General features: G+C 70.8%; 19 protein-coding genes and 1 other RNA gene. 9 read left to right on the top strand and 11 right to left on the bottom strand.

The features are described 5' to 3' along the window. Positions 1–23: 23 nt before the first annotated feature. Entirely contained in the window at positions 24–329 is a 306-nt protein-coding gene (locus IEZ15_RS16095) for a VOC family protein (RefSeq protein ID WP_373302576.1), read from the top strand. Here IEZ15_RS16095 and IEZ15_RS16090 read toward each other — a convergent pair. Beyond that, positions 307–1,203, bottom strand: coding sequence for a metallophosphoesterase family protein (locus tag IEZ15_RS16090; protein WP_189277477.1), 897 nt, complete (start codon positions 1,201–1,203; stop codon positions 307–309). The genes IEZ15_RS16095 and IEZ15_RS16090 overlap by 23 nt on opposite strands. Positions 1,204–1,812: 609 nt before the next feature. On the opposite strand from IEZ15_RS16090, the gene IEZ15_RS16085 reads away from it, so the two are divergent. Beyond that, positions 1,813–2,175 carry a hypothetical protein gene (locus tag IEZ15_RS16085; protein WP_189277475.1) on the top strand — a complete coding sequence of 121 codons (363 nt, stop codon included), beginning with the start codon at positions 1,813–1,815 and terminating at the stop codon, positions 2,173–2,175. A 144-nt stretch (positions 2,176–2,319) separates the two neighbouring features. Next, entirely contained in the window at positions 2,320–2,673 is a 354-nt protein-coding gene (locus IEZ15_RS16080) for a beta/gamma crystallin domain-containing protein (RefSeq protein ID WP_229845914.1), read from the top strand. A gap of 270 nt (positions 2,674–2,943) precedes the next feature. Here the strand turns inward: IEZ15_RS16080 and rnpB are convergent. Continuing rightward, positions 2,944–3,345: RNase P RNA component class A (gene rnpB / locus IEZ15_RS16075), an RNA gene on the bottom strand. A gap of 53 nt (positions 3,346–3,398) precedes the next feature. Further along, the gene (locus tag IEZ15_RS16070; protein ID WP_189277765.1) at positions 3,399–3,968 is read right to left on the bottom strand and encodes a Uma2 family endonuclease; all 570 of its coding nucleotides are present in this window, start codon (positions 3,966–3,968) and stop codon (positions 3,399–3,401) included. Positions 3,969–4,147: 179 nt separating this feature from the next. Between IEZ15_RS16070 and IEZ15_RS16065 the strand changes: the two genes are divergently transcribed. Continuing rightward, positions 4,148–4,891, top strand: a complete 744-nt coding sequence (locus IEZ15_RS16065; RefSeq protein WP_189277471.1) for a MerR family transcriptional regulator — start codon at positions 4,148–4,150, stop codon at positions 4,889–4,891. Next, positions 4,888–5,751, top strand: a complete 864-nt coding sequence (locus IEZ15_RS16060; RefSeq protein WP_189277470.1) for a hypothetical protein — start codon at positions 4,888–4,890, stop codon at positions 5,749–5,751. Before IEZ15_RS16065 ends, IEZ15_RS16060 begins: the two co-directional genes overlap by 4 nt. Here IEZ15_RS16060 and IEZ15_RS16055 read toward each other — a convergent pair. Next, positions 5,696–7,138: an RNB domain-containing ribonuclease gene (locus IEZ15_RS16055; protein WP_229845913.1), complete on the bottom strand. Its 1,443-nt coding sequence runs from the start codon at positions 7,136–7,138 to the stop codon at positions 5,696–5,698. The genes IEZ15_RS16060 and IEZ15_RS16055 overlap by 56 nt on opposite strands. 225 nt (positions 7,139–7,363) lie before the next feature. On the opposite strand from IEZ15_RS16055, the gene yaaA reads away from it, so the two are divergent. Then, positions 7,364–8,164 carry a peroxide stress protein YaaA gene (gene yaaA / locus IEZ15_RS16050; RefSeq protein ID WP_189277468.1) on the top strand — a complete coding sequence of 267 codons (801 nt, stop codon included), beginning with the start codon at positions 7,364–7,366 and terminating at the stop codon, positions 8,162–8,164. A 75-nt stretch (positions 8,165–8,239) separates the two neighbouring features. Then, positions 8,240–8,860, top strand: coding sequence for a bifunctional 4-hydroxy-2-oxoglutarate aldolase/2-dehydro-3-deoxy-phosphogluconate aldolase (gene eda, locus IEZ15_RS16045; RefSeq protein WP_189277466.1), 621 nt, complete (start codon positions 8,240–8,242; stop codon positions 8,858–8,860). 163 nt (positions 8,861–9,023) lie between these two features. Here the strand turns inward: eda and IEZ15_RS16040 are convergent, their stop codons facing one another. From IEZ15_RS16040 to IEZ15_RS16025, 4 genes are all read right to left on the bottom strand, one after another. Continuing rightward, the gene (locus IEZ15_RS16040) at positions 9,024–10,322 is read right to left on the bottom strand and encodes a bifunctional RNase H/acid phosphatase (RefSeq protein ID WP_189277464.1); all 1,299 of its coding nucleotides are present in this window, start codon (positions 10,320–10,322) and stop codon (positions 9,024–9,026) included. Further along, positions 10,322–11,065 (bottom strand): zinc ribbon domain-containing protein, encoded by a 744-nt coding sequence (locus IEZ15_RS16035; protein ID WP_189277761.1) that lies wholly within the window; start codon positions 11,063–11,065, stop codon positions 10,322–10,324. Before IEZ15_RS16035 ends, IEZ15_RS16040 begins: the two co-directional genes overlap by 1 nt. Next, a complete protein-coding gene (locus tag IEZ15_RS16030) occupies positions 11,062–11,904 on the bottom strand; it encodes a Nif3-like dinuclear metal center hexameric protein (RefSeq protein WP_114244261.1) in 843 nt (280 codons plus the stop codon). The genes IEZ15_RS16035 and IEZ15_RS16030 overlap by 4 nt, the downstream gene beginning before the upstream one ends. 154 nt (positions 11,905–12,058) lie before the next feature. Next, positions 12,059–13,102: an ABC transporter substrate-binding protein gene (locus IEZ15_RS16025; protein ID WP_189277462.1), complete on the bottom strand. Its 1,044-nt coding sequence runs from the start codon at positions 13,100–13,102 to the stop codon at positions 12,059–12,061. Between the two features lie 197 nt (positions 13,103–13,299). On the opposite strand from IEZ15_RS16025, the gene IEZ15_RS16020 reads away from it, so the two are divergent. Further along, positions 13,300–14,622 carry a hypothetical protein gene (locus tag IEZ15_RS16020; RefSeq protein WP_189277460.1) on the top strand — a complete coding sequence of 441 codons (1,323 nt, stop codon included), beginning with the start codon at positions 13,300–13,302 and terminating at the stop codon, positions 14,620–14,622. A 95-nt stretch (positions 14,623–14,717) separates the two neighbouring features. Continuing rightward, positions 14,718–14,891 (top strand): hypothetical protein, encoded by a 174-nt coding sequence (locus IEZ15_RS16015; protein WP_189277458.1) that lies wholly within the window; start codon positions 14,718–14,720, stop codon positions 14,889–14,891. 77 nt (positions 14,892–14,968) lie between these two features. Here IEZ15_RS16015 and IEZ15_RS16010 read toward each other — a convergent pair whose 3' ends face one another. From IEZ15_RS16010 to chsH3, 3 genes are read right to left on the bottom strand one after another with little or no spacing between them, the layout of a single operon-like run. Next, complete coding sequence (locus tag IEZ15_RS16010) at positions 14,969–15,910, bottom strand: 3-oxoacyl-ACP reductase (RefSeq protein WP_114244264.1); 942 nt, start codon at positions 15,908–15,910, stop codon at positions 14,969–14,971. Between the two features lie 50 nt (positions 15,911–15,960). Then, entirely contained in the window at positions 15,961–17,037 is a 1,077-nt protein-coding gene (locus tag IEZ15_RS16005; RefSeq protein WP_189277456.1) for a Zn-dependent alcohol dehydrogenase, read from the bottom strand. Positions 17,038–17,080: 43 nt separating this feature from the next. Further along, positions 17,081–17,953, bottom strand: coding sequence for an enoyl-CoA hydratase ChsH3 (gene chsH3 / locus IEZ15_RS16000; RefSeq protein ID WP_189277454.1), 873 nt, complete (start codon positions 17,951–17,953; stop codon positions 17,081–17,083). Between the last annotated feature and the right edge of the window lie 32 nt (positions 17,954–17,985).

Below are 17,985 nucleotides of genomic sequence, written 5' to 3'. Positions count from 1 at the left end.
CCAACGCCGCCGTGGCCGCCGCGATGAAGCGGAACGCGGAGTTCTACGGCTTGCTGGGCCTCCAGGAGGTCATGAACCACGGCTGGATCATGACGCTCGCCTCTCCTTCCCACCCCTCGGCCCAGATCAGCATCGTGGAGACCGACGCAACCGCCCCGGTGACACCGGACATGAGCATGGAGGTGGAGGACGTCGACGCGGCCTACACCGCCATGCAGGAGGGCGGCGCGGAGATCGTGTACCCGTTGCACGACGAGGACTGGGGCGTACGCCGCTTCTTCGTCCGCGCCCCCGACGGCCGGGTGATCAACGTGCTGGGCCATCGCTGACCGGCGCCGGCCCGGTGACGCCGTCGTCGTACGGGAGGATCCGCCGCAGGAGCCCCTTGGGGTGGCCCCTCTTGCGCCATTCCCTTGGGTAACCGATGGAGACCTCCTCGAAGCGCACCCCGTCGTACCAGGTCGTACGGGGGATGTGCAGATGGCCGTAGACCATGGCAGCCACATTGAAGCGCCGGTGCCAGTCGGCGCTGAGTTCCGTGCCGCACCACTGGGCGAACTCGGGATACGTCAGAACGGCCATCGGTTCGCGCACCAAGGGCCAGTGACTGGCGATGACCAGCGGAATCTCCGGATCGTGCGCGGCGAGACGCCGCTCGGTCTCCACCACTCGCGCCCGGCACCAGGCGTCACGGCTCGGGTACGGGTCGGGGTGCAGCAGGAACTCGTCGGTGCACACCACCCCCCTCTCGTGCGCGTACGCCAGGGACTCCTCCTTGGTCGTCGTGCCCGGCGCCCGGAAGCTGTAGTCGTACAGCAGGAACACAGGCGCGACGGCCACCGGCCCTTCGGGGCCGGGCCACAGCGGATACGAGTCCTCCGGAGTGGACACCCCGAGGCTCCGGCACAGCTCGACCAGGTGCTCGTACCGTTCCCGGCCCCGCAGTTGGACCGGGTCGTGCTTGGTCGTCCACAGCTCATGGTTCCCGGGGGTCCAGATCACCCGGGCGTACCGGCCGGCGAGCAGCCGCAACGCCCACTCCACGTCCTCGACCTTCTCCGCGACATCACCGGCGACGATGACCCAGTCCTCGTCCGAATCCGGCCGCAAGGACTCGACGATGGGGCGGTTGTCCGCCATCCCGACGTGAAGGTCGCTCACCGCGAGCAGAGAACCGCGGTTTCCGTAGGCGCGATCGGACATGGAGAACCTTTCCCGAGGACGGACCGAACGAGATCGTCTCCCATGATGTGGCCCGGAACATCACACCCCGTCCGGCTGTCACGCGTGTGTCACAGGAGTTCCCTGCGATTGCAACCGTGATCCCGGGGTTGCAAGTTCCCCGACTGCGCCCCCGTCCTGCCCGAGGGCACCACGAAGCTGCCCACCGGCACGTTGCTTCGACAGCGAGTACAACCTCCTCGACGAGAACGGCAACGTCCTCCAGAAGGCAGAAGACGCCCGCCCCGAACGCTCCCCGGACACGACAGACACCGACACCCCGCGCATCGGCTCACCCGGAACCGGTCCTGGTCGGCGTCGGCGCCCACACCGCCGACAACGCCGCCCACATCGGCGACAATCCCATCCACCCGCATCCGTCGAGTGCACCGGCATGCTCATCGACGAAACGGGAGAGGCCCTGCAGGAAGGCTTGTTCCAGCTCGGGGGCTCCGCATTCGCCGACTTCGTGACCACTGATCCGGTGACGCTCTCCGACGCCTGGATGCCGTACGACCTCAAAGACCGGGCCCAGCCCGCCGTGTACGCGGCGAATGCCCACGTCCGGCAGCCGCTCTGCACGACCTCGCGGTGGTGCTCGCCCCGGAGACCGACGCGAAGGACCCGACCTGTTTCGGCAGGCCGACCGTGGACGGCGTCGACAACTGCTTCGGCGATGACGGCAACGCGGCCGATGTATGGGGAAGCTCCGAAATCCCTTGTCGCAGCAGAGTGTTCCGGCACGCTCCCGCATTCGGCGGTGAGGAGTACAAGCGCTCGGCGGCAGGCGAAGTCCGGTACGCACGCGCGGCCCCCGGCGCGGCGGGTGGGCCGGAGCCTGCGGAGGTTCAGGCTGTTGCGTGCCCGACCGAACGCCATGACCTTACCCCGAGTTATCACCTTTTTGATGTGTTTTTCCTGGCTGCAGCCGGTATGACCTCATTCCGTTTGTAGCGTGGAGACGACATCGTTCGAGCTGCCCAATGGGCTCTCATGGCGGTCGCATCGGTTGCCGGCTCGACGAAGCACCGTTCCGTCATGACGCAACGTCGCCAACCGGGCCGGACCATACGCCGGCCTTCGCATGAAGGAGAATCTGTGATCTCGAAAAGCAAGAGGGTCACGCGTTCCATGGCCGTGGCGTTCGCCGCGGCTGCCGCGCTCACCGTCAGCATGCCGAGCGGCAACGCCTTCGCCATCGACCACGTCCAATGTGTCGGCGGGGAGAACTTCTTGAAGATCTGGTCACACCTCGATGGCCGTGAGAGCGTCGACTGCTACGCGAATGCCGGCAAGACCGGCTTCGGCGGGTGGTGGATCGACCGGATCTCCACGGGCAACAACGACCTGATCTACTACGACGCCAACGGTGACTCGGTGAAGATCGAGCGCTGGCACGACATGACCTTCCCGAACCACCCACCGAGGGTCGTCGCCATCCAGATCCTGTGACGAATCGACATTCGGTTGCGGGGAATGGCTGTCCGGTCACGCTCTTTGGGGCGTGACCGGGAAGGATGGCTGACCTCGATCTGGCGTGACGGTCTGCCGACGGAGTCGGCGGACCGTTCTGCATTCCCTGGCGGGTGGTGGGCAAGCCGCTTCCTGGCGGTGGGTGCGCCCGGTCGGGCACCATTTCCGGGTCACAAACGCCCCGGATCCGGCCGGGCGAGAATGCCGGCGCAGAGAAATCCCGCCTTGACCTGCGGAAACTCTGGGCGGCAGACGAGTCGGGCTGTACGCCGGGTTCTGTCGCCCGGTCGCCTCACGGCGGCCGGGGAGACGGCCATCCATCTAGGACCGGCATTGCTGCCGGCCTCGTGCGGTCTACCCGCGAACTCGGGCGGGCAGCCCTCGGACATTCGCGCAGGGCCGCCTTGCGACGGCCCCTCTTGACCTTGCTCCGGGTGGGGTTTACCTAGCCGCCTGAGTCACCTCAGGCGCTGGTGGTCTCTTACACCACCGTTTCACCCTTACCGAGGACCGAAGTCCCCGGCGGTCTGTTTTCTGTGGCACTGTCCCGCGGGTCACCCCGGGTGGCCGTTAGCCATCACCCTGCCCTGTGGAGCCCGGACGTTCCTCGGGGGGATCCGAGGATCCCCACGCGGCCGTCCGCCCGGCTCGTCTGCCGTGCCGACCATGCTACCCGCCTGGCGGGAGCCGCCGGACGGGGGCGCTCAGATGAACGCCTCGGTCTCCAGGTCGAAGGCGAACGGAGCGGGAAGGGAAAGCGGCTTGCCGAACGGAATCGTGCAGTGCTGACGGTAGTCGTCCCCCTCCGGGTCGCTGAACAGCGTCACCGAAGACTGCTCACGGTCGACCAGGAGGTAGAGGGGGACGGGCCCGCGGGCGTAGCAGTGACGCTTGTCCGTGCGGTCGGCCCGGGGCTTGGACGAGGTGACCTCGACGACGAGGGCAACCCCCTCACATGGCATCCAGGGATCCGCTCCCCGGTACAGACGCAGTTCGGTGGGGGCGAAGGTGCCGTCGGGAATGACGTGGTTCCTGGGGCAGCGGCCGCCGCTCTTCAGCTTCAGTCCCTTGTTCCCGGAAAACTGCATCTTGATGCGAGAGCGGGTGATCACTTGCTCCAGAATCAGGCTGATGTAGTCCTCGTGGTCCCCGTCCGGCGGCGGCGTCACGACGATCTCCCCCTCGATCAGCTCGGCCCGGAAGCCCTCCGGCGTATCCAGCGCCAGGAAGCCCTCCAGCAGGACGTCCGCCTGCGTGAGCGGTTCGTGCGGCATGGCAGTCATGTCACGCCCCTTCCTCGGTCGCTCGCCAGATTGGGACATCAGTGGATCAGCCGTCCGTGAGATGGGAGTACTTCCTTCGATCGTGGCACAGGAGGGTGCGGAGTTGTCAGATGCGGACGGGTGCGGTGAGTACTTGACCCTGCCGTTGCGTCAACGTTTCTACTGGACCCATGCGTATCGGAGAGATCGCCGCGCTCGTCGGGGTCACCTCGCGGGCGATCCGGCACTACCACCACATCGGACTGCTTCCCGAGCCCGGGCGCCGGGCCAACGGCTACCGCGCCTACAGCGTGCGCGACGCCGTGGTGCTGGCCCGGATCCGGCGGCTCACCGAGCTCGGGCTCGGTCTGGACGAGGTGCGGGACGTCCTCGCCGATGATGCCGGGCGCGAACTCGTCGAAGTGCTCGTCGAGTTGGACGCGGATCTGGCCCGGCAGGAGAACGAGATCCGGGAGCGGCGGCGTCGCCTGGCCCGGTTGCTGGACGGCCCGGTGAGCGCCGAGGAGGTCGTATCGCCCGCGCTGGCCGAACTGCTGGGCACGGCTCCGGCCACCGACTCCCCGATGGCCGCCAAGGACCGTGAGCACCTGGTGCTGCTGGACACGACGGGTGTCGGCAGTGAGGTCTACGCCGCGTTGCGGCCACTGGCCGAGGACCCGGCCGTGCACGCGCTGTACGAGCGGCTGGACGCACTGGCCGCGGCGCCGCTGGACGATCCGCGGATCGTCCCGCTCGCCGCCGATATGGCCGCCGCCGTGCCGGACGAGGTACTGGCGGCGATCCCCTCCGGCGGGCCGGTCATGACGGGGTTCGGTCAGGCCCTGCTCGACGACTACGCGCCTGCGCAGGCCGAGGTGGTGCGCCGGGTGATGGCGGCCCTGGCGGCACGCGTGGCGGGGAGGGGAACGGGATGAGTGTGCGGATTGCGCGGTATGCCGTGGGGGCTGTGCCGGCTGTCGAGTTGGTTCTGGTCGGCTGTCTGCTGGCGGGGGTCCGGGTGCCGGGTGCGGTTCTGCTCGGTGCCGAGGCCCTGGTGGTCGCCGCGCTCGGGTTCGAGGGCGTGGTCCTGTGGCGGCTCTGGCTCGTGGGCCGGCGCGCGGGTGCCGGGCGGCGGGAGGCGATGGGTGCGGCGCTGCGTACCGTCGTGCCGGAGAAGGTGCGCCGTCTCGTCGCCCACGAGGTGCGCGCCCTGCACAGTCTCGGGCTGTGGGTGCTGCGACGGCGTCATGGCGTGCCGGAGGGTGCCCTTGCCGTCCCGTACTCCGGGCCGCAGACCGCCACGATGTACGGCCTGGTCCTCGTCGCTCTGGTCGAGACGGTGATGCTGGCGCTGCTGATCCCGTGGCCGGTCGTGCACAGGGTTCTGCTCGTGCTCGATGTGTACGGGGTGCTCCTGGTTCTCGCCCTCCACGCCGCGTGTGTGACCCGGCCGCATGTCGTGGACGCCGACGGGGCGCTGCGGCTTCGGTACGGGGGGTTGTTCGACCTGCGGGTTCCCGTCGGCGCGGTGGCCGGTGCACGGGTCGAGCGGAGATACCCCGAGGGCGGGCCGGTGCGGACGGAGGCGGACGGGGTGCTCGACCTCGTCGTGGGCGGGCAGACGACGGTGACCGTGGAGCTGGTCTCTCCGGTCGCGTTCGTACGGCCGCTCGGGAAGCGGGGGTGGGCGCGGACGGTGCGGTTCCATGCGGATGATCCGGGTGCCGCCGTGGCCGCGCTCACGCGGGGGCGAAGAGGACCTTCGCCGAGCCAGGATCCGCCTGGGCGAGCCTGACCCGCAGCCGCTCCCCCAGCGGGAGCTTCGCCGTTGCGCCCTCGACCCGGGCGACGACGGCCGGGTCGTCGATGTGGACGGTGCCCGTGGTGGGCTCCTGCTCCTTCACGTCGACCACGTACGCGTCGAAGACCTCGCCGACACGGTCCTTGAGCAGCGCGGCCTCGACCACGTCGACGCACTCGCGCTCCACCGTGTTGGCCCGGCCGGTCCCGTCCGCCATCTCCTTCGGCAGGCGGGGCAGCGCGGCAAGGACCCACTCGGGCGGGTCCTGTTCCGCGACGGCGGCGAGGCACAGCTCGGCCGCGTACCGGTCGACGAGGCGGCGCAGTGGGGCGGTGCAGTGCGTGTACAGGTCGGCGACGGCGGCGTGCACGGCGGGGGTGGGGAGTCCGCCGTGTTCGAAGACGGTGTAGCCGGCACCGCGCAACAGGGTGGTGCACTCCTGGAGGAACGCGGCGTGGTTTGTCCTCCTCGGGTCGAGGGAGCGGACGACCTGGGCGTACGGGACATGGTGCGGCCAGTCGATGTGCAGCGCCTCGGCCGAGCGCCGGAGCCGGGCCACGGCGCCGTCGGGTGCGACCGGCAGGGTCCGCAGGATGCCGGTACCGGTCTGCGCCATGAGGTGGGCGGCGGCCATGCCGGTCAGGAGGGAGATCTGTGCGTTCCAGCCGTCGGCGGGCAGCGTGGCACGGTATTCCAGGCCGTATGTGCCGTCGCGCTCGACGATCTCCTGCTCGGGCACGTTGAGGGAGATGCCGCCCCGGGCGACCTCCTGCTCCTCGCGGAGCCGTCCGATGTCCCGGAGCAGCGCCAGGGGCTCCTCGGCGGTGCCGGTGTCGATCTGCCGCTGGACGCCCGCGTAGTCGAGCTTGGCCCGGCTGCGGACGAGGGCCCTGCGCACCGAGGTGGTGACGGCGCCGCCCTCGGAGTCCAGGTCGATCTGCCAGAGGAGGGCGGGACGGGTCTGTCCGGGGAGGAGGCTGGCGGCGCCCTCGGAGAGCAGGGTGGGGTGGAGCGGCACCTTGCCGTCGGGGAAGTAGAGAGTCGTCACCCGACGGTGGGCCTCGGTGTCGAGTGCGCCGCCGGGGCGTACGAAGGCGGCGACATCGGCGATGGCGTAGTGCACGCGGAAGCCGTGGCGACGGCGTTCGAGGTGCATGGCCTGGTCGAGGTCGGTGGATGTGGGCGGGTCGATGGTGAAGAGCGGCAGGTCCGTCGCGTCCTTGTGGGCCGACACCGCCGGGGCCCGCGCCGTCTGCGCCGCCTCGGCGAGGACGGCGGGCGGGAAGCTGTCGGGCAGTTCGAGCTCGGTGCGCAGTTTGCACAGGGCCGCCCTCAGCGGGGTCTCGGCCGGCCCGGTCATATGGAGATGGCGGCGGGGCATGGACCGAGCGTATGGCGGGGCGGGCCGGGCGGCATCCCGGCGGCGAGTGCCTGCCCTGATCCGCCGGACAGGCCCCAGTGCGGTACCGCGGTCCCCGTACGCTGGTGCCAGGTCCTGTCGTCGAACTGCCGTCTGCCGTCGTCGCACGGCGGACGGCAGTTCGACGACGGGGCCCCGGGCCTTCTGAGCCCGTATACCTGTGCGTACGTACGAAGGAGAACCGCCGTGCTCGTGCTGTTGCCGCCCTCCGAAGGAAAGGCCGCGTCGGGGCGCGGAGCACCCCTGAAGCCGGAGTCGCTGTCGCTGCCGGGCCTGGCTGCGGCGCGGGCCGCGGTCCTCGACGAGCTGGTCGAGCTGTGTGCGGCGGACGAGGAGAAGGCCCGCGAGGTGCTCGGGCTGAGCGAGGGGCTGCGGGGCGAGATCGCGAAGAACGTCGAGCTGCGGACGGCGGGAACGCGTCCGGCCGGGGAGATCTACACGGGGGTGCTGTACGACGCCCTGGATCTGGCCTCCCTGGACACGGCGGCCAGGCGGCGAGCCGGAAAGTCGCTGCTGGTCTTCTCCGGACTGTGGGGCGCCGTGCGGGTGGGCGACCGGATTCCTTCGTACCGCTGCTCGATGGGTGTGAAGCTGCCGGGGCTGGGCGCGCTCGGGGCGTACTGGCGTGACCCGATGGCGGAGGTCATGCCGGAGGCGGCCGGGGACGGGCTCGTCCTGGACCTGCGGTCCTCCGCCTACACCGCGGCCTGGAAGCCGAAGGGCGAGGTGGCCGGGCGCACGGCGAGCGTGCGGGTGCTGCACTCCCAGCTGGTGAACGGGGTCGAGAAGCGCTCTGTGGTCAGCCACTTCAACAAGGCGACGAAGGGGCGGATGGTCCGCGATCTGCTGCTGGCGGGCGCACGGCCGAAGGGGCCCGCGGAGCTGGTGGGGACATTGCAGGAGCTCGGGTACGCGGTGGAGGCCGAGGCCCCCGCGCGGGCCGGTCGGGCGTGGTCGCTCGATGTCGTGGTGACCGAGATTCACTGAACCGGGAAAGCCATCGCGTTGCATCATGCGCAACGCTCGTTGCGTGGTGTGCGGTGTGCGCGGCAAGATGAGCGCATGACCTCCTCTGTGCTGGATCTTGCCCCCGTCGTCCCCGTCGTCGTCCTGGAGGACGCCGCCGACGCGGTGCCGCTCGCCCGGGCCCTGGTCGCGGGCGGGCTCCCGGCCATCGAGGTGACGCTGCGTACCGCCGCGGCACTGGATGCGATCAAGGCCATCGCGGCCGAGGTGCCGGACGCGGTGGTCGGGGCCGGCACGGTGATCTCCGTACGGAACGTCTCCGACACCGTCGCCGCGGGGGCCCGGTTCCTGGTCAGCCCCGGCTGGACGGACACGCTGCTGGACGCGATGAAGGCGTCGGGGGTGCCGTTCCTGCCGGGCGTCTCGACGACGTCCGAGGTGGTCGCGCTGCTGGAGCGCGGGGTCACCGAGATGAAGTTCTTCCCGGCCGAGGCGGCGGGCGGCACAGCGTATCTGAAGGCACTCTCCTCGCCGCTGCCGCAGGCCCGGTTCTGCCCCACGGGCGGCATCTCGCTCGCCTCTGCACCGTCCTATCTGGCGCTGCCCAACGTCGGCTGCGTGGGCGGCAGTTGGATGGTCCCGGCGGACGCGGTGGCGGATAAGGACTGGGCGCGGGTGGAGCGGCTGGCGAGCGAGGCGGCGGCGCTGCGCGGCTGATTTCCCCCTGCGCGCCCCTTCCCGGAACCGGGGCTCCGCCCCGGACCCCGGTGGGTGCTGACCGGGGTGCGGGCTGCCCCCGCCACCCGAGGAAGCGGCAGCTTCGCGCCGCCGGGGCTCCGCTGCCCCAGAGCACCGCACGCTCACGCGGGAGCCCCGTTCCCTACCGCAGGTGCGATGTGTCGTTCAGCAGCCTGAGCGACACGTTCCCGTCCGAGTAGTACGCCACCGCGGAGACCGAGGCCGCCGAGAGTTCCATCCGGAACATGGCTTCCGGCGGGGCGCCCAGCGCCAGCCTGACCAGGGTCTTGATCGGCGTCACATGGGTGACCAGGAGGACCGTGCGGCCCGCATAGCGGGCGGTGAGGCGGTCGCGGGTGGCCGCGACGCGGCGGGCTACCTCGGCAAAGCTCTCGCCGCCCCCGGTGGGGGCTGCCTTCGCGGAGGCGAGCCAGGCGTCCAGGTCGGGGCCGTAGCGCTCACGCACCTCGGCGAACGTCAGGCCCTCCCAGGCGCCGAAGTCCGTCTCGCGCAGGCCGTCCTCGATCCGGACCTCCAAGCCGAGCCGGGCCGCCACCGCGGCCGCCGTCTCGCGGCAGCGGCGCAGCGGGGAGCTGACGATCTCCTCGATCGTGCCGCGGGCGGCCAGCGACTGGGCGATGCGTTCGGCCTGGTGGCGGCCGGTCGCCGAGAGTTCGGGATCGCTGCCGCCGCTGCCCGAGAACCGCTTCTCGGGGGTGAGTGCCGTCTCGCCGTGCCGGAGCAGTACGAAGGTGGCGGGCGCCCCGAGATCGGGCGCCGCGGCCCAGCCCACCTGGGGGGCGGTGGAGGATGCCGTAGGCGTGGGGGCGGCTGCCGGCGCCGTGCCCGTAGCCGCTCCCGGCCGGGAGGACAGGGCCGCGCGGGCCCTGGCCGCGCCCGCTGCCGCGTCACCGGGCGGGCCCGAGACCGGCGGCAGGCCTGCGGTCGTCGAGGGCCGGGGGGTGTCGAGTGCGGCCGTCGACGCCGACGGTTCCCACTGCTTGCCACGCTTGCCCGCGTCCATCGCCTCGTTGGCGAGCCGGTCCGCGTGCTTGTTCTTCTCGCGCGGGATCCACTCGTACGTCACGGCGGAGGCTGGCAGAATCCTGGCGGCCTCCGCTGCGAGCGGCTTCATGTCGGGGTGCTTGATCTTCCAACGGCCCGACATCTGTTCCACGACCAGCTTGGAGTCCATCCGGACCCGCACCTGGAGCGCACCGCCCGCCGAGGCGTCCGGCACCAGCGCCTTCGCCGCCTTCAGACCCGCGATGAGGCCCTTGTACTCGGCGACATTGTTCGTCGCGACGCCGATGTACTCGGCGGCCTCGGCGAGGGTCTCCCCCGTCACCGGGTCGACGACGACCGCACCGTAACCGGCGGGCCCGGGGTTGCCCCGGGAACCGCCGTCGGCCTCGATGACGAACTGGCGCGGCTGGGTCATTACAGGCCCGACTCCGACGTACGGACCAGGATGCGGCGGCAGTTCTCGCAGCGCAGGACGGTGTCCGGGGAGGCCGCCTTCACGTCGTTGACCTCGGTGATGTTCAGTTCGAGACGGCAGCCCTCGCAGCGGCGCTGGTAGAGGCGGGCGGCGCCGACCCCGCCCTGCTGGACGCGGAGCTTGTCGTACAGCTTCAGCAGGTCCGCGGGGACGGACCCGGCGACGAGCTCGCGCTCCTTGGTGACGGTCGCGGCCTCCTCGTCGAGCTCCTTGGTCGCGGCGTCACGGCGGGCGGTCGCGTCGTCGACCTTGGCCTGGACGGCGGAGACCCGGTCGGACAGCTCGATGACACGCTCCTGGGCGGACTCGCGGCGCTCCATCACTTCGAGGACGACGTCCTCCAGGTCGCCCTGGCGCTTGGCCAGCGAGGTGATCTCGCGCTGGAGGCTTTCCAGGTCCTTGGGCGAGGCGACCGCACCCGAGTCGAGGCGCTGCTGGTCGCGGGCGGCGCGCTGGCGCACCTGGTCGACGTCCTGCTCCGCCTTGGTCTGCTCGCGGGCGGTGTCGCTCTCCTCGGTCTGCGAGGCGACCAGCAGGTCACGCAGTTGCGCGAGGTCGCTGGTGAGCGACTCGATCTCGGTGTGCTCGGGCAGCGACTTGCGCCGGTGCGCAAGCTGCGACAGGCGTACGTCGAGGGCCTGGACGTCGAGGAGTCGGATCTGGTCGGCGGGCGCGGCGTTCAGTTGGGGGCTCCAGAAGAGTGATGGGTGGTGGTGGTCCACGGGTCGGTGACCTGCTTCGAGACATGGACCCGCAGGTCCCATCCGTGGCGGTCGGAAATCGCGTCGAGCTGCGCTGCGGCCTGTTCGCACCAGGGCCATTCGGTGGCCCAGTGTGCGGCGTCGACCAGGCCGAGCGGGGAGTGCTGGATGGCTTCGGAGGCCGGGTGGTGGCGCAGGTCGGCGGTGAGGAAGGCATCGACACCGGCAGCGCGTACCGCGTCGAAGAGGCTGTCACCGGAGCCGCCGCTGACCGCGACGGAACGCACCGTCGCCGCCGGGTCGCCCGCGAGCCGGATGCCCTGCGCGGTGGCGGGCAGCCGGGCCGCGGCGCGGGCGGCGAAGTCGGCCAGGCTCTCGGGGTGGTCGAGCACACAGATCCGGCCGAGGCCGCGACGGCCCTTGGGGTCGGCCGGGTCCGGCACCAGGGGCCCCTCGACTCGCAGGTCGAGCGCACCGGCGAGGGCGTCGGAGACGCCCGGATCGGCGGTGTCGGCGTTGGTGTGGGCGACGTGCAGCGCGACATCGTGCTTGATGAGGGTGTGCACGACCCGGCCCTTGAAGGTGTCGGCCGCGACCGTCGTCGTGCCCCGCAGATAGAGCGGGTGGTGGGTGACGATCAGCTGGGCGCCGAGCCGGAGTGCCTCGTCGACGATCTCCTGGACGGGGTCGACGGCGAAGAGCACACGGTCGACCTGCGACGCCGGGTCTCCGCAGACGGTGCCGACCGCGTCCCAGCCTTCGGCCCGCTCGGGCGGCCAGAGAGCGTCGAGCTCGGCGAGGACTTCAGACAGACGGGGCACAAGGAAAGGCTACCTGCCCTCCGTGCCCCGTCACCCATGGCTTCGGCGACCCGTAGGGACGGGCCACGGCCTGCTGGGTCCCGTCGTCGGACTGCCGTCGTCGCCCGGACGCCGCACGGCAGGCGGCAGTCCGACGACAGGACCCAGGGAATCGTTACTTCACGAGGTCGGCGCGGAGGTCGTCGAGGACCAGGTTCGCGGCCGTGACACCCAGACCGAGGTACCAGGTCTCGTCGGAGACGTCCTTGGCCCGGCCCTCCTTGACCGCCTTGAGGTTCTTCCACAGCGGGTTGGACTGGGCGGTGTCGCGCTCGGTGGCCTTCACGTCGCCGTAGACGCCGGTGAAGATCCAGTCGGCGTCGGCCTCGTCGATCTTCTCCGGGCTGATCTCCGCGGCGAGGTCGTTGATCTGCTGGTTCTCGGGCCGCGGCAGACCGACGTCTTCGAGGATGGTGCCGATGAAGGACGCCTTGGCGTAGAGGCGGATCCGGTCCGGCAGGTAGCGGACCATGGAGATGGTCGGCTTGTCCGGGCCGATGTCCTCGCCGAGCTTCTTCGCCTTCGCCTCATAGGCGTCGAGCTGGCTCTCGGCCTTGGCCGTCTTGTCCAGCGCCGCGGCGTTGAGGAGGTAGTTCTCCTTCCAGGTGAAGCCCGGACGGATGGAGAACACGGTCGGCGCGATCTTGGAGAGCGCGTCGTACTTGTCGGCGGCGCGCAGCTGGCTGCCGAGGATCAGGTCGGGCTTCAGGCCGGCGATCGCCTCAAGGTTGAGGTTGTTGATGGTGCCGACGCTCTTGGGGTTGCCCGCGTCCTTCTTGAGGTACGAGGGCATGGCCGCACTCCCCTCGGAGGGGGTGTAGCCGACCGGCTTCACGCCCAGCGAGACGACGTTGTCGAGCTCGCCGACGTCCAGCACGACGACGCGCTTGGGGGCGGACTTGATCTCGGTCTTGCCCATGGCGTGGGTGAGGGTCCGGGGGAACTGGCCGGCCTCGGCGTCGGTGCCGTACTCCGCCGTCTTCTTCGCTGCGTCGGCGAAGTCCTTGCCGCCCGTCGCGACGGCCGCCTTCTTGTCACCGCCGCCCTCGGACTTGGCCGAGCCGCCCGCGCCCTGGTCGTCGCTTCCGCAGGCCGAGAGAGAAAGGGCGGCAACCACTGCCAGGCCGACTGCGGCAGTACCGCGGCGACGAAGGGACATCACTTGCTCCAGTTCGAGGTCACACAGGTATCGCTTAGGGATGCCTTACCTTACTCACCCGTCTCGCGCCGAGCACAGGCACCCCCTCGCCTTCAGGCAAACCCGGGCAGCGCCACCCTTATGTGTGAAGTGGCGGGTCTCGCGTTGTTCGGCAGGAAGTGCGAAAACTAGCTTCGGTTGCCGGAGGTGACCAGCCCATGACTGCCTGTGCCATCGAGAACGAGACCGCGGGGGCGGCCGAGGCCGCCGGGGATGCGGTCCTGGAGGACGACGAGCCGGACGCAGCCGGGGAGCGGGCCGGGTTCGGCGAGGACGGAGCGGACGACGGCGTGCCCGAGCAGGCCGGTGCGCGGGGTGAATCGGGTGTGCCCGCCGGGGCAGCCCTCGCCCCGCCCGCGCTCACGATCGCCGCGGACGGTTCGTACGCGGCCCGGCTCACCCTTCGCAACGTCGCCGCGGAGGCGTCCGACGAGACCGCGCAGGCGTGGTTCGTGGAACGCTGGACGCTCGACGGGCACGAGCCGTACGCCGTGCCGCTCCCCCTCGATCAGCCGGAGGAGCCGGACTCCCAGGTGCTGCCACTGGCCGACGGACGGGTGCTGATCCGTCGCCGGGTCGCGGACCGGAATGCGTTCTCGCTGCTCTATCCGACCGGCCCCGGCACCGGTGAACTGCCGCTCGGCGCCGTCGGATGCGCGGATCTGACCCTGCTGCCGCCGTCACCGGACGGTGCGAGCGCGTACGCCCTGTCGGTCGGTGCGCGCTCCACCGCCGTCTGGCTGGTGACGGGCGGTGCCATCGGGCCCGAGCTGGTCGCGGAGGTGCCCGGGCGCTGCTCCGGCGGGGTCTGGCTGGACCGGGCGGGGCGGATGCTGGCCCTGGACCGGGAGATGCCGGGCGGCGGGCCGGTCAAGGCGGTCGCCGTGGACCTGGAGCGGGGCGGCGAGGTGACACCGCTGCTGCAGATCGCACCGGAGAGCAACGACCGGCTGCTGCTCGCCGACGCGGACAGCGGGCTGCTGCTGATCCGCTCGGACGCGCCGGGGCACGACCGGCTCGGGTGGGGGGTGCTGGGCAGCTGTCTGCCGGTGCGTTTCCCGGAGTGCCTGCGCCCGGCAGACGTGGCGGTGACGCCGTTCGCCGTACAGCCGGGGCAGATGCTGATGCCGGAGAGCTGCGCTGTGGCCCTGCGGATCGACGGGGCGGCCGGCAGCTGGCTCGGGGTGTGGCGCCCGGCGGGGCGCCGGCTGCATCAACTCACCGCGCCCGAGGGGTGGCAGGCCGGTCGCGGGGTGTGGACCCGGGACGGCGTACTCAGACTTCCGTACGCCAACGAGAACGTGGCGTGCGGGGTGGCACTGCTGGAGGCACCGGTGGACGGGGAACGCGGCACGGGACCGGCGGCGAAGGCGGGCGCGGAAAGCGGTATGCAACCGTCCGCTGCCGCTGCGCCTCTTCCGATGTGCAAGCCGATTCCACTGGGGCAGGCGCCTCTCATGGGGCGCATGGTGCCTGGTTAAGATCCTGGGCCTGGGCTGCGCAGCCGCCGTGTTGCGGTGGCGTGATCGGCCCTGGTGACACACACGTAAGCGATCACAACGGGGTGACTTCCCACATGTCTGAAGCCCGAACCGACACGACCCAGACGCGTCCGCCGGGGGCGGACGCGGAACGGGCCGAAGCCGACGTCTCCGGAAAGCACCGAGGGGGTGTGTCGATGGACGACGCGTCCGCACAGCCGCACGGTCGCCACCGCCGCCCCTCCGAGGGGGACAGCAGGGCGGCCTGACCGCGCGGAACATCGACGAGAAACGGGTGGGCCCCGGCAGCCGATCGGCTGCCGGGGCCCACCCGTTTCCGTTGCGGTCAGCCCCGTTTGAGACCGAGCACCTCCGCGGCGGCGAAGGTCTCGCCCGTCGGTCGGCCTTCGTAGTAGGGGGAGATCAGCTCATCCAGCTCGTCGAAGGAGAACGTCTCCTTCGACGAGTCGAACTTCGCCGCCACCCTGGGGCGTTCGATGATCGCGACCATCCCGCCGTGCACGACGAGCAGTTGCCCGTTGACCTTGGCGGCCGCCGGGGAGGCCAGATAGCCGACCAGCGGAGAGACATGCTCGGGGGCGAGCGCGTCGAGCCGGCCGTCCGTCGGTTCCTGGAAGCCCGCGAAGACGTCCTCGGTCATCCGGGTGCGGGCCCGCGGACAGATGGCGTTGGCGGTGACACCGTACTTGGCCAGGGCCAGGGCCGTGGAGGTGGTGAGGCCGACGATGCCGCCCTTGGCCGCCGCGTAGTTCGGCTGCCCCGCCGAACCGGCCAGGAACGCCTCCGACGAGGTGTTGACGATCCGGCCGTAGACCGGGCCGCCGGACTCCTTGGAGCGGGCGCGCCAGTGGGATGCGGCAAAGTGTGTGGTGTTGAAGTGGCCCTTGAGGTGGACCCTGATGACGGAGTCCCACTCGTCCTCGGTCATAGAGAAGACCATCCGGTCGCGCAGGATGCCCGCGTTGTTGACCAGGATGTCGAGCTTTCCGTAGGTGCCGACGGCCAGCTCCACCAGGGCGCGGGCCTGCTCGTGGTCGGAGACGTCGCCGAGGTGCGCGACCGCCCGGCCGCCCGCTGCCCGGATCTCCTCGGCGACCTCCTCGGCGGGGGCCGCGGACGCCTCGCCGGAGCCGTCTCGGCCCGGCTGCCCGTAGTCGTTGACGACGACGGACGCGCCGAGCCGCGCCAGTTCCAGTGCTTCGGCGCGTCCGAGGCCGCGGCCTGCGCCGGTGACGATCGCGGACATGCCTTCCAGGGGAAGTGACATCGGAATCTCGGAGTCCTCTCAGGTGGGAGCAGGGTGGGAGCAGGGTGAGGTCAGAGTTCGATGCAGGTGCGCAGCGACTCGCCGGTCCTCATCTGGTCGAGGGCGTCGTTGACGCCGTCGAGCCGCACCCGGTGGGTGATCATCGATTCGAGGTCGATCCGGCCGGCCCGCCAGAGCGCGATGGCCCGTTCGTACGACCGGAGCACATCGCCTCCGCCGTACATGGAGGGCAGGATCCGCTTCTCGTCGAAGAACAGCTCGAACATGTTGACCTGGAAGTTGTCGTCCATCGCGCCCGCGCCGACGATGCAGAGAGTGCCGCCGCGCCGGGTGTTCTCGTACGCCGTGCGGGCGGTGGCCGACTTGCCGACGACTTCGAAGACGTAGTCGAAACCCTCGCCCGCGGTGATCCGCTGCTTGGCGTCGGCGAGTTCGTCCGGGGACACCGCCTCGGTCGCGCCGAACCGCAGCGCCGCCTCGCGCCGCGATGCGACCGGGTCCACGGCCACGATCTGGGCGGCGCCCTGCACCCTGGCGCCCTGGATCGTGGAGATGCCCACACCGCCGCAGCCGATGACGGCGACCGACGAACCGGCCTCCACCTGTGCGGTGTTGATGGCCGCGCCCAGCCCGGTGGTCACCCCACAGCCGATCAGCGCGGCGATCTCGAACGGTACGTCGTCGGGGATCGGTACCGCGCAGCCCGCGTCGACGACGACCTCCTCGGTGAAGGTTCCGGTGCCCGCGAAGCCGAAGACATCTCCCCCGGGGCGCTTGAAGTTGGGTGTTCCCGCATTCATGAAGCCGGCCAGGCAGAGCTGGGTCTGGCCGCGTTTGCAGGACGGGCACGCCCCGCATGCGGGCAGCCAGCAGACCAGCACCCGGTCCCCCGTGTTCAGCCCGGTGACGCCGTCACCGATGTCGACGACCTCGCCCGCGCCCTCGTGGCCCGGGATGAAGGGGGCGGGCTGCGGCAGCACGCCGCTCATCGCGGAGACATCGGAGTGGCACAGTCCGGTGGCCCGGATGCGGAGCCTGACCTTGCCGGGGCCGAAGCCCACCGCCTCGACGTCGTCGAGGACTTCCAGTTTGTCCTGACCGATCTCGTGCAGTACGGCTGCGCGCATGGTGCGGCTCCCCTCATGGGCCTGTGGACCTCTTGGAGTTGGTTCAGGAGTGTTCGACGAAGGTGTCGCCGAGGACCGGGGCGTCGTCCCGCTCGACGGCTCGCACCTCGACCCGGACGTGGTCCTTTCCGGTCCACATCCGGATACGGAGGGTCTCGCCGGGGAAGACGACACCGACGAAACGGGTGCGGTAGGAGCGGATACGGGTCACATCGCCGCCGAGCACCGTGTCGGTGACGGCCTTGAGCGTCATGCCGTAGGTGCACAGCCCGTGCAGGATCGGCCGGTCGAAGCCGGCGAGCCGGGCGAACTCGGGGTCGGCGTGGAGCGGGTTCCAGTCCCCGGAGAGGCGGTACAGCAGCGCCTGGTCCGGGCGGATCGGCCGCTCCACCACGCGGTCGGGGGCGACGGCGGGATACGCGACCCGCTCGGAGGGGCCGCGTTCACCGCCGAAGCCGCCCTCGCCCCGGACGAAGATCTGGGCGTCGTTGGTCCACAGCGGGCCCTCGTCATCGGCGGCCTCGGTGCGCAGCACCAGCACGGCCGCCTTGCCCTTGTCGTACACGGCGGCGACCTTCGAGGTCTGTACGGCGCTGCCCTTCACGGGGATCGGCCGGTACACCCGCACGCTCTGGCCGCCGTGCAGGACGGCGGCCAGGTCGACGTCGATGCCGGGCGAGGAGAGTCCGCCGACGACGCCCGCTCCCGCTCCCGCGACGGTGGCGAAGGAGGGCAGCACCTGGAGCCGGGACTCCAGGGTGTAGCGCAGCTCACCGGGGTCGGTGGCGGGGTCGGCCCGGTCGGGATCGGCGCCCGCACCGATCCCCAGGTGGTAGAGCTGGACGTCCTTGTGGTCCCAGCTGATCCGGGTGGACCGGGGTTCGGCGGCGACAGCCTTTTCGGCATCAATGGGCATGGGGAAGCTGCTCCTTGATGGTGGGAAGACCT

This window comes from Streptomyces atratus (assembly GCF_014648655.1).
In the GTDB taxonomy this organism is placed as follows: domain Bacteria; phylum Actinomycetota; class Actinomycetes; order Streptomycetales; family Streptomycetaceae; genus Streptomyces; species Streptomyces atratus.
Note: the sequence above shows the minus strand (reverse complement) of the source record. Positions and strands in the feature narration are given on the sequence as shown.

Bases quoted from the DNA above. Each gene is read 5' to 3' on its own strand.
- IEZ15_RS16095 (WP_373302576.1), top strand. From the start codon at position 24: ATGAAGCGGAACGCGGAGTTCTACGGCTTGCTGGGCCTCCAGGAGGTC.
- IEZ15_RS16005 (WP_189277456.1), bottom strand. From the start codon at position 17,037: ATGCGCGCAGCCGTACTGCACGAGATCGGTCAGGACAAACTGGAAGTC.
- IEZ15_RS16065 (WP_189277471.1), top strand. From the start codon at position 4,148: ATGCGTATCGGAGAGATCGCCGCGCTCGTCGGGGTCACCTCGCGGGCG.
- IEZ15_RS16020 (WP_189277460.1), top strand. From the start codon at position 13,300: ATGACTGCCTGTGCCATCGAGAACGAGACCGCGGGGGCGGCCGAGGCC.
- eda (WP_189277466.1), top strand. From the start codon at position 8,240: ATGACCTCCTCTGTGCTGGATCTTGCCCCCGTCGTCCCCGTCGTCGTC.
- IEZ15_RS16060 (WP_189277470.1), top strand. From the start codon at position 4,888: ATGAGTGTGCGGATTGCGCGGTATGCCGTGGGGGCTGTGCCGGCTGTC.
- chsH3 (WP_189277454.1), bottom strand. From the start codon at position 17,953: ATGCCCATTGATGCCGAAAAGGCTGTCGCCGCCGAACCCCGGTCCACC.
- IEZ15_RS16070 (WP_189277765.1), bottom strand. From the start codon at position 3,968: ATGCCGCACGAACCGCTCACGCAGGCGGACGTCCTGCTGGAGGGCTTC.
- IEZ15_RS16090 (WP_189277477.1), bottom strand. From the start codon at position 1,203: ATGTCCGATCGCGCCTACGGAAACCGCGGTTCTCTGCTCGCGGTGAGC.
- IEZ15_RS16010 (WP_114244264.1), bottom strand. From the start codon at position 15,910: ATGTCACTTCCCCTGGAAGGCATGTCCGCGATCGTCACCGGCGCAGGC.
- IEZ15_RS16015 (WP_189277458.1), top strand. From the start codon at position 14,718: ATGTCTGAAGCCCGAACCGACACGACCCAGACGCGTCCGCCGGGGGCG.
- IEZ15_RS16055 (WP_229845913.1), bottom strand. From the start codon at position 7,138: ATGCCCCGCCGCCATCTCCATATGACCGGGCCGGCCGAGACCCCGCTG.
- IEZ15_RS16025 (WP_189277462.1), bottom strand. From the start codon at position 13,102: ATGTCCCTTCGTCGCCGCGGTACTGCCGCAGTCGGCCTGGCAGTGGTT.
- IEZ15_RS16040 (WP_189277464.1), bottom strand. From the start codon at position 10,322: ATGACCCAGCCGCGCCAGTTCGTCATCGAGGCCGACGGCGGTTCCCGG.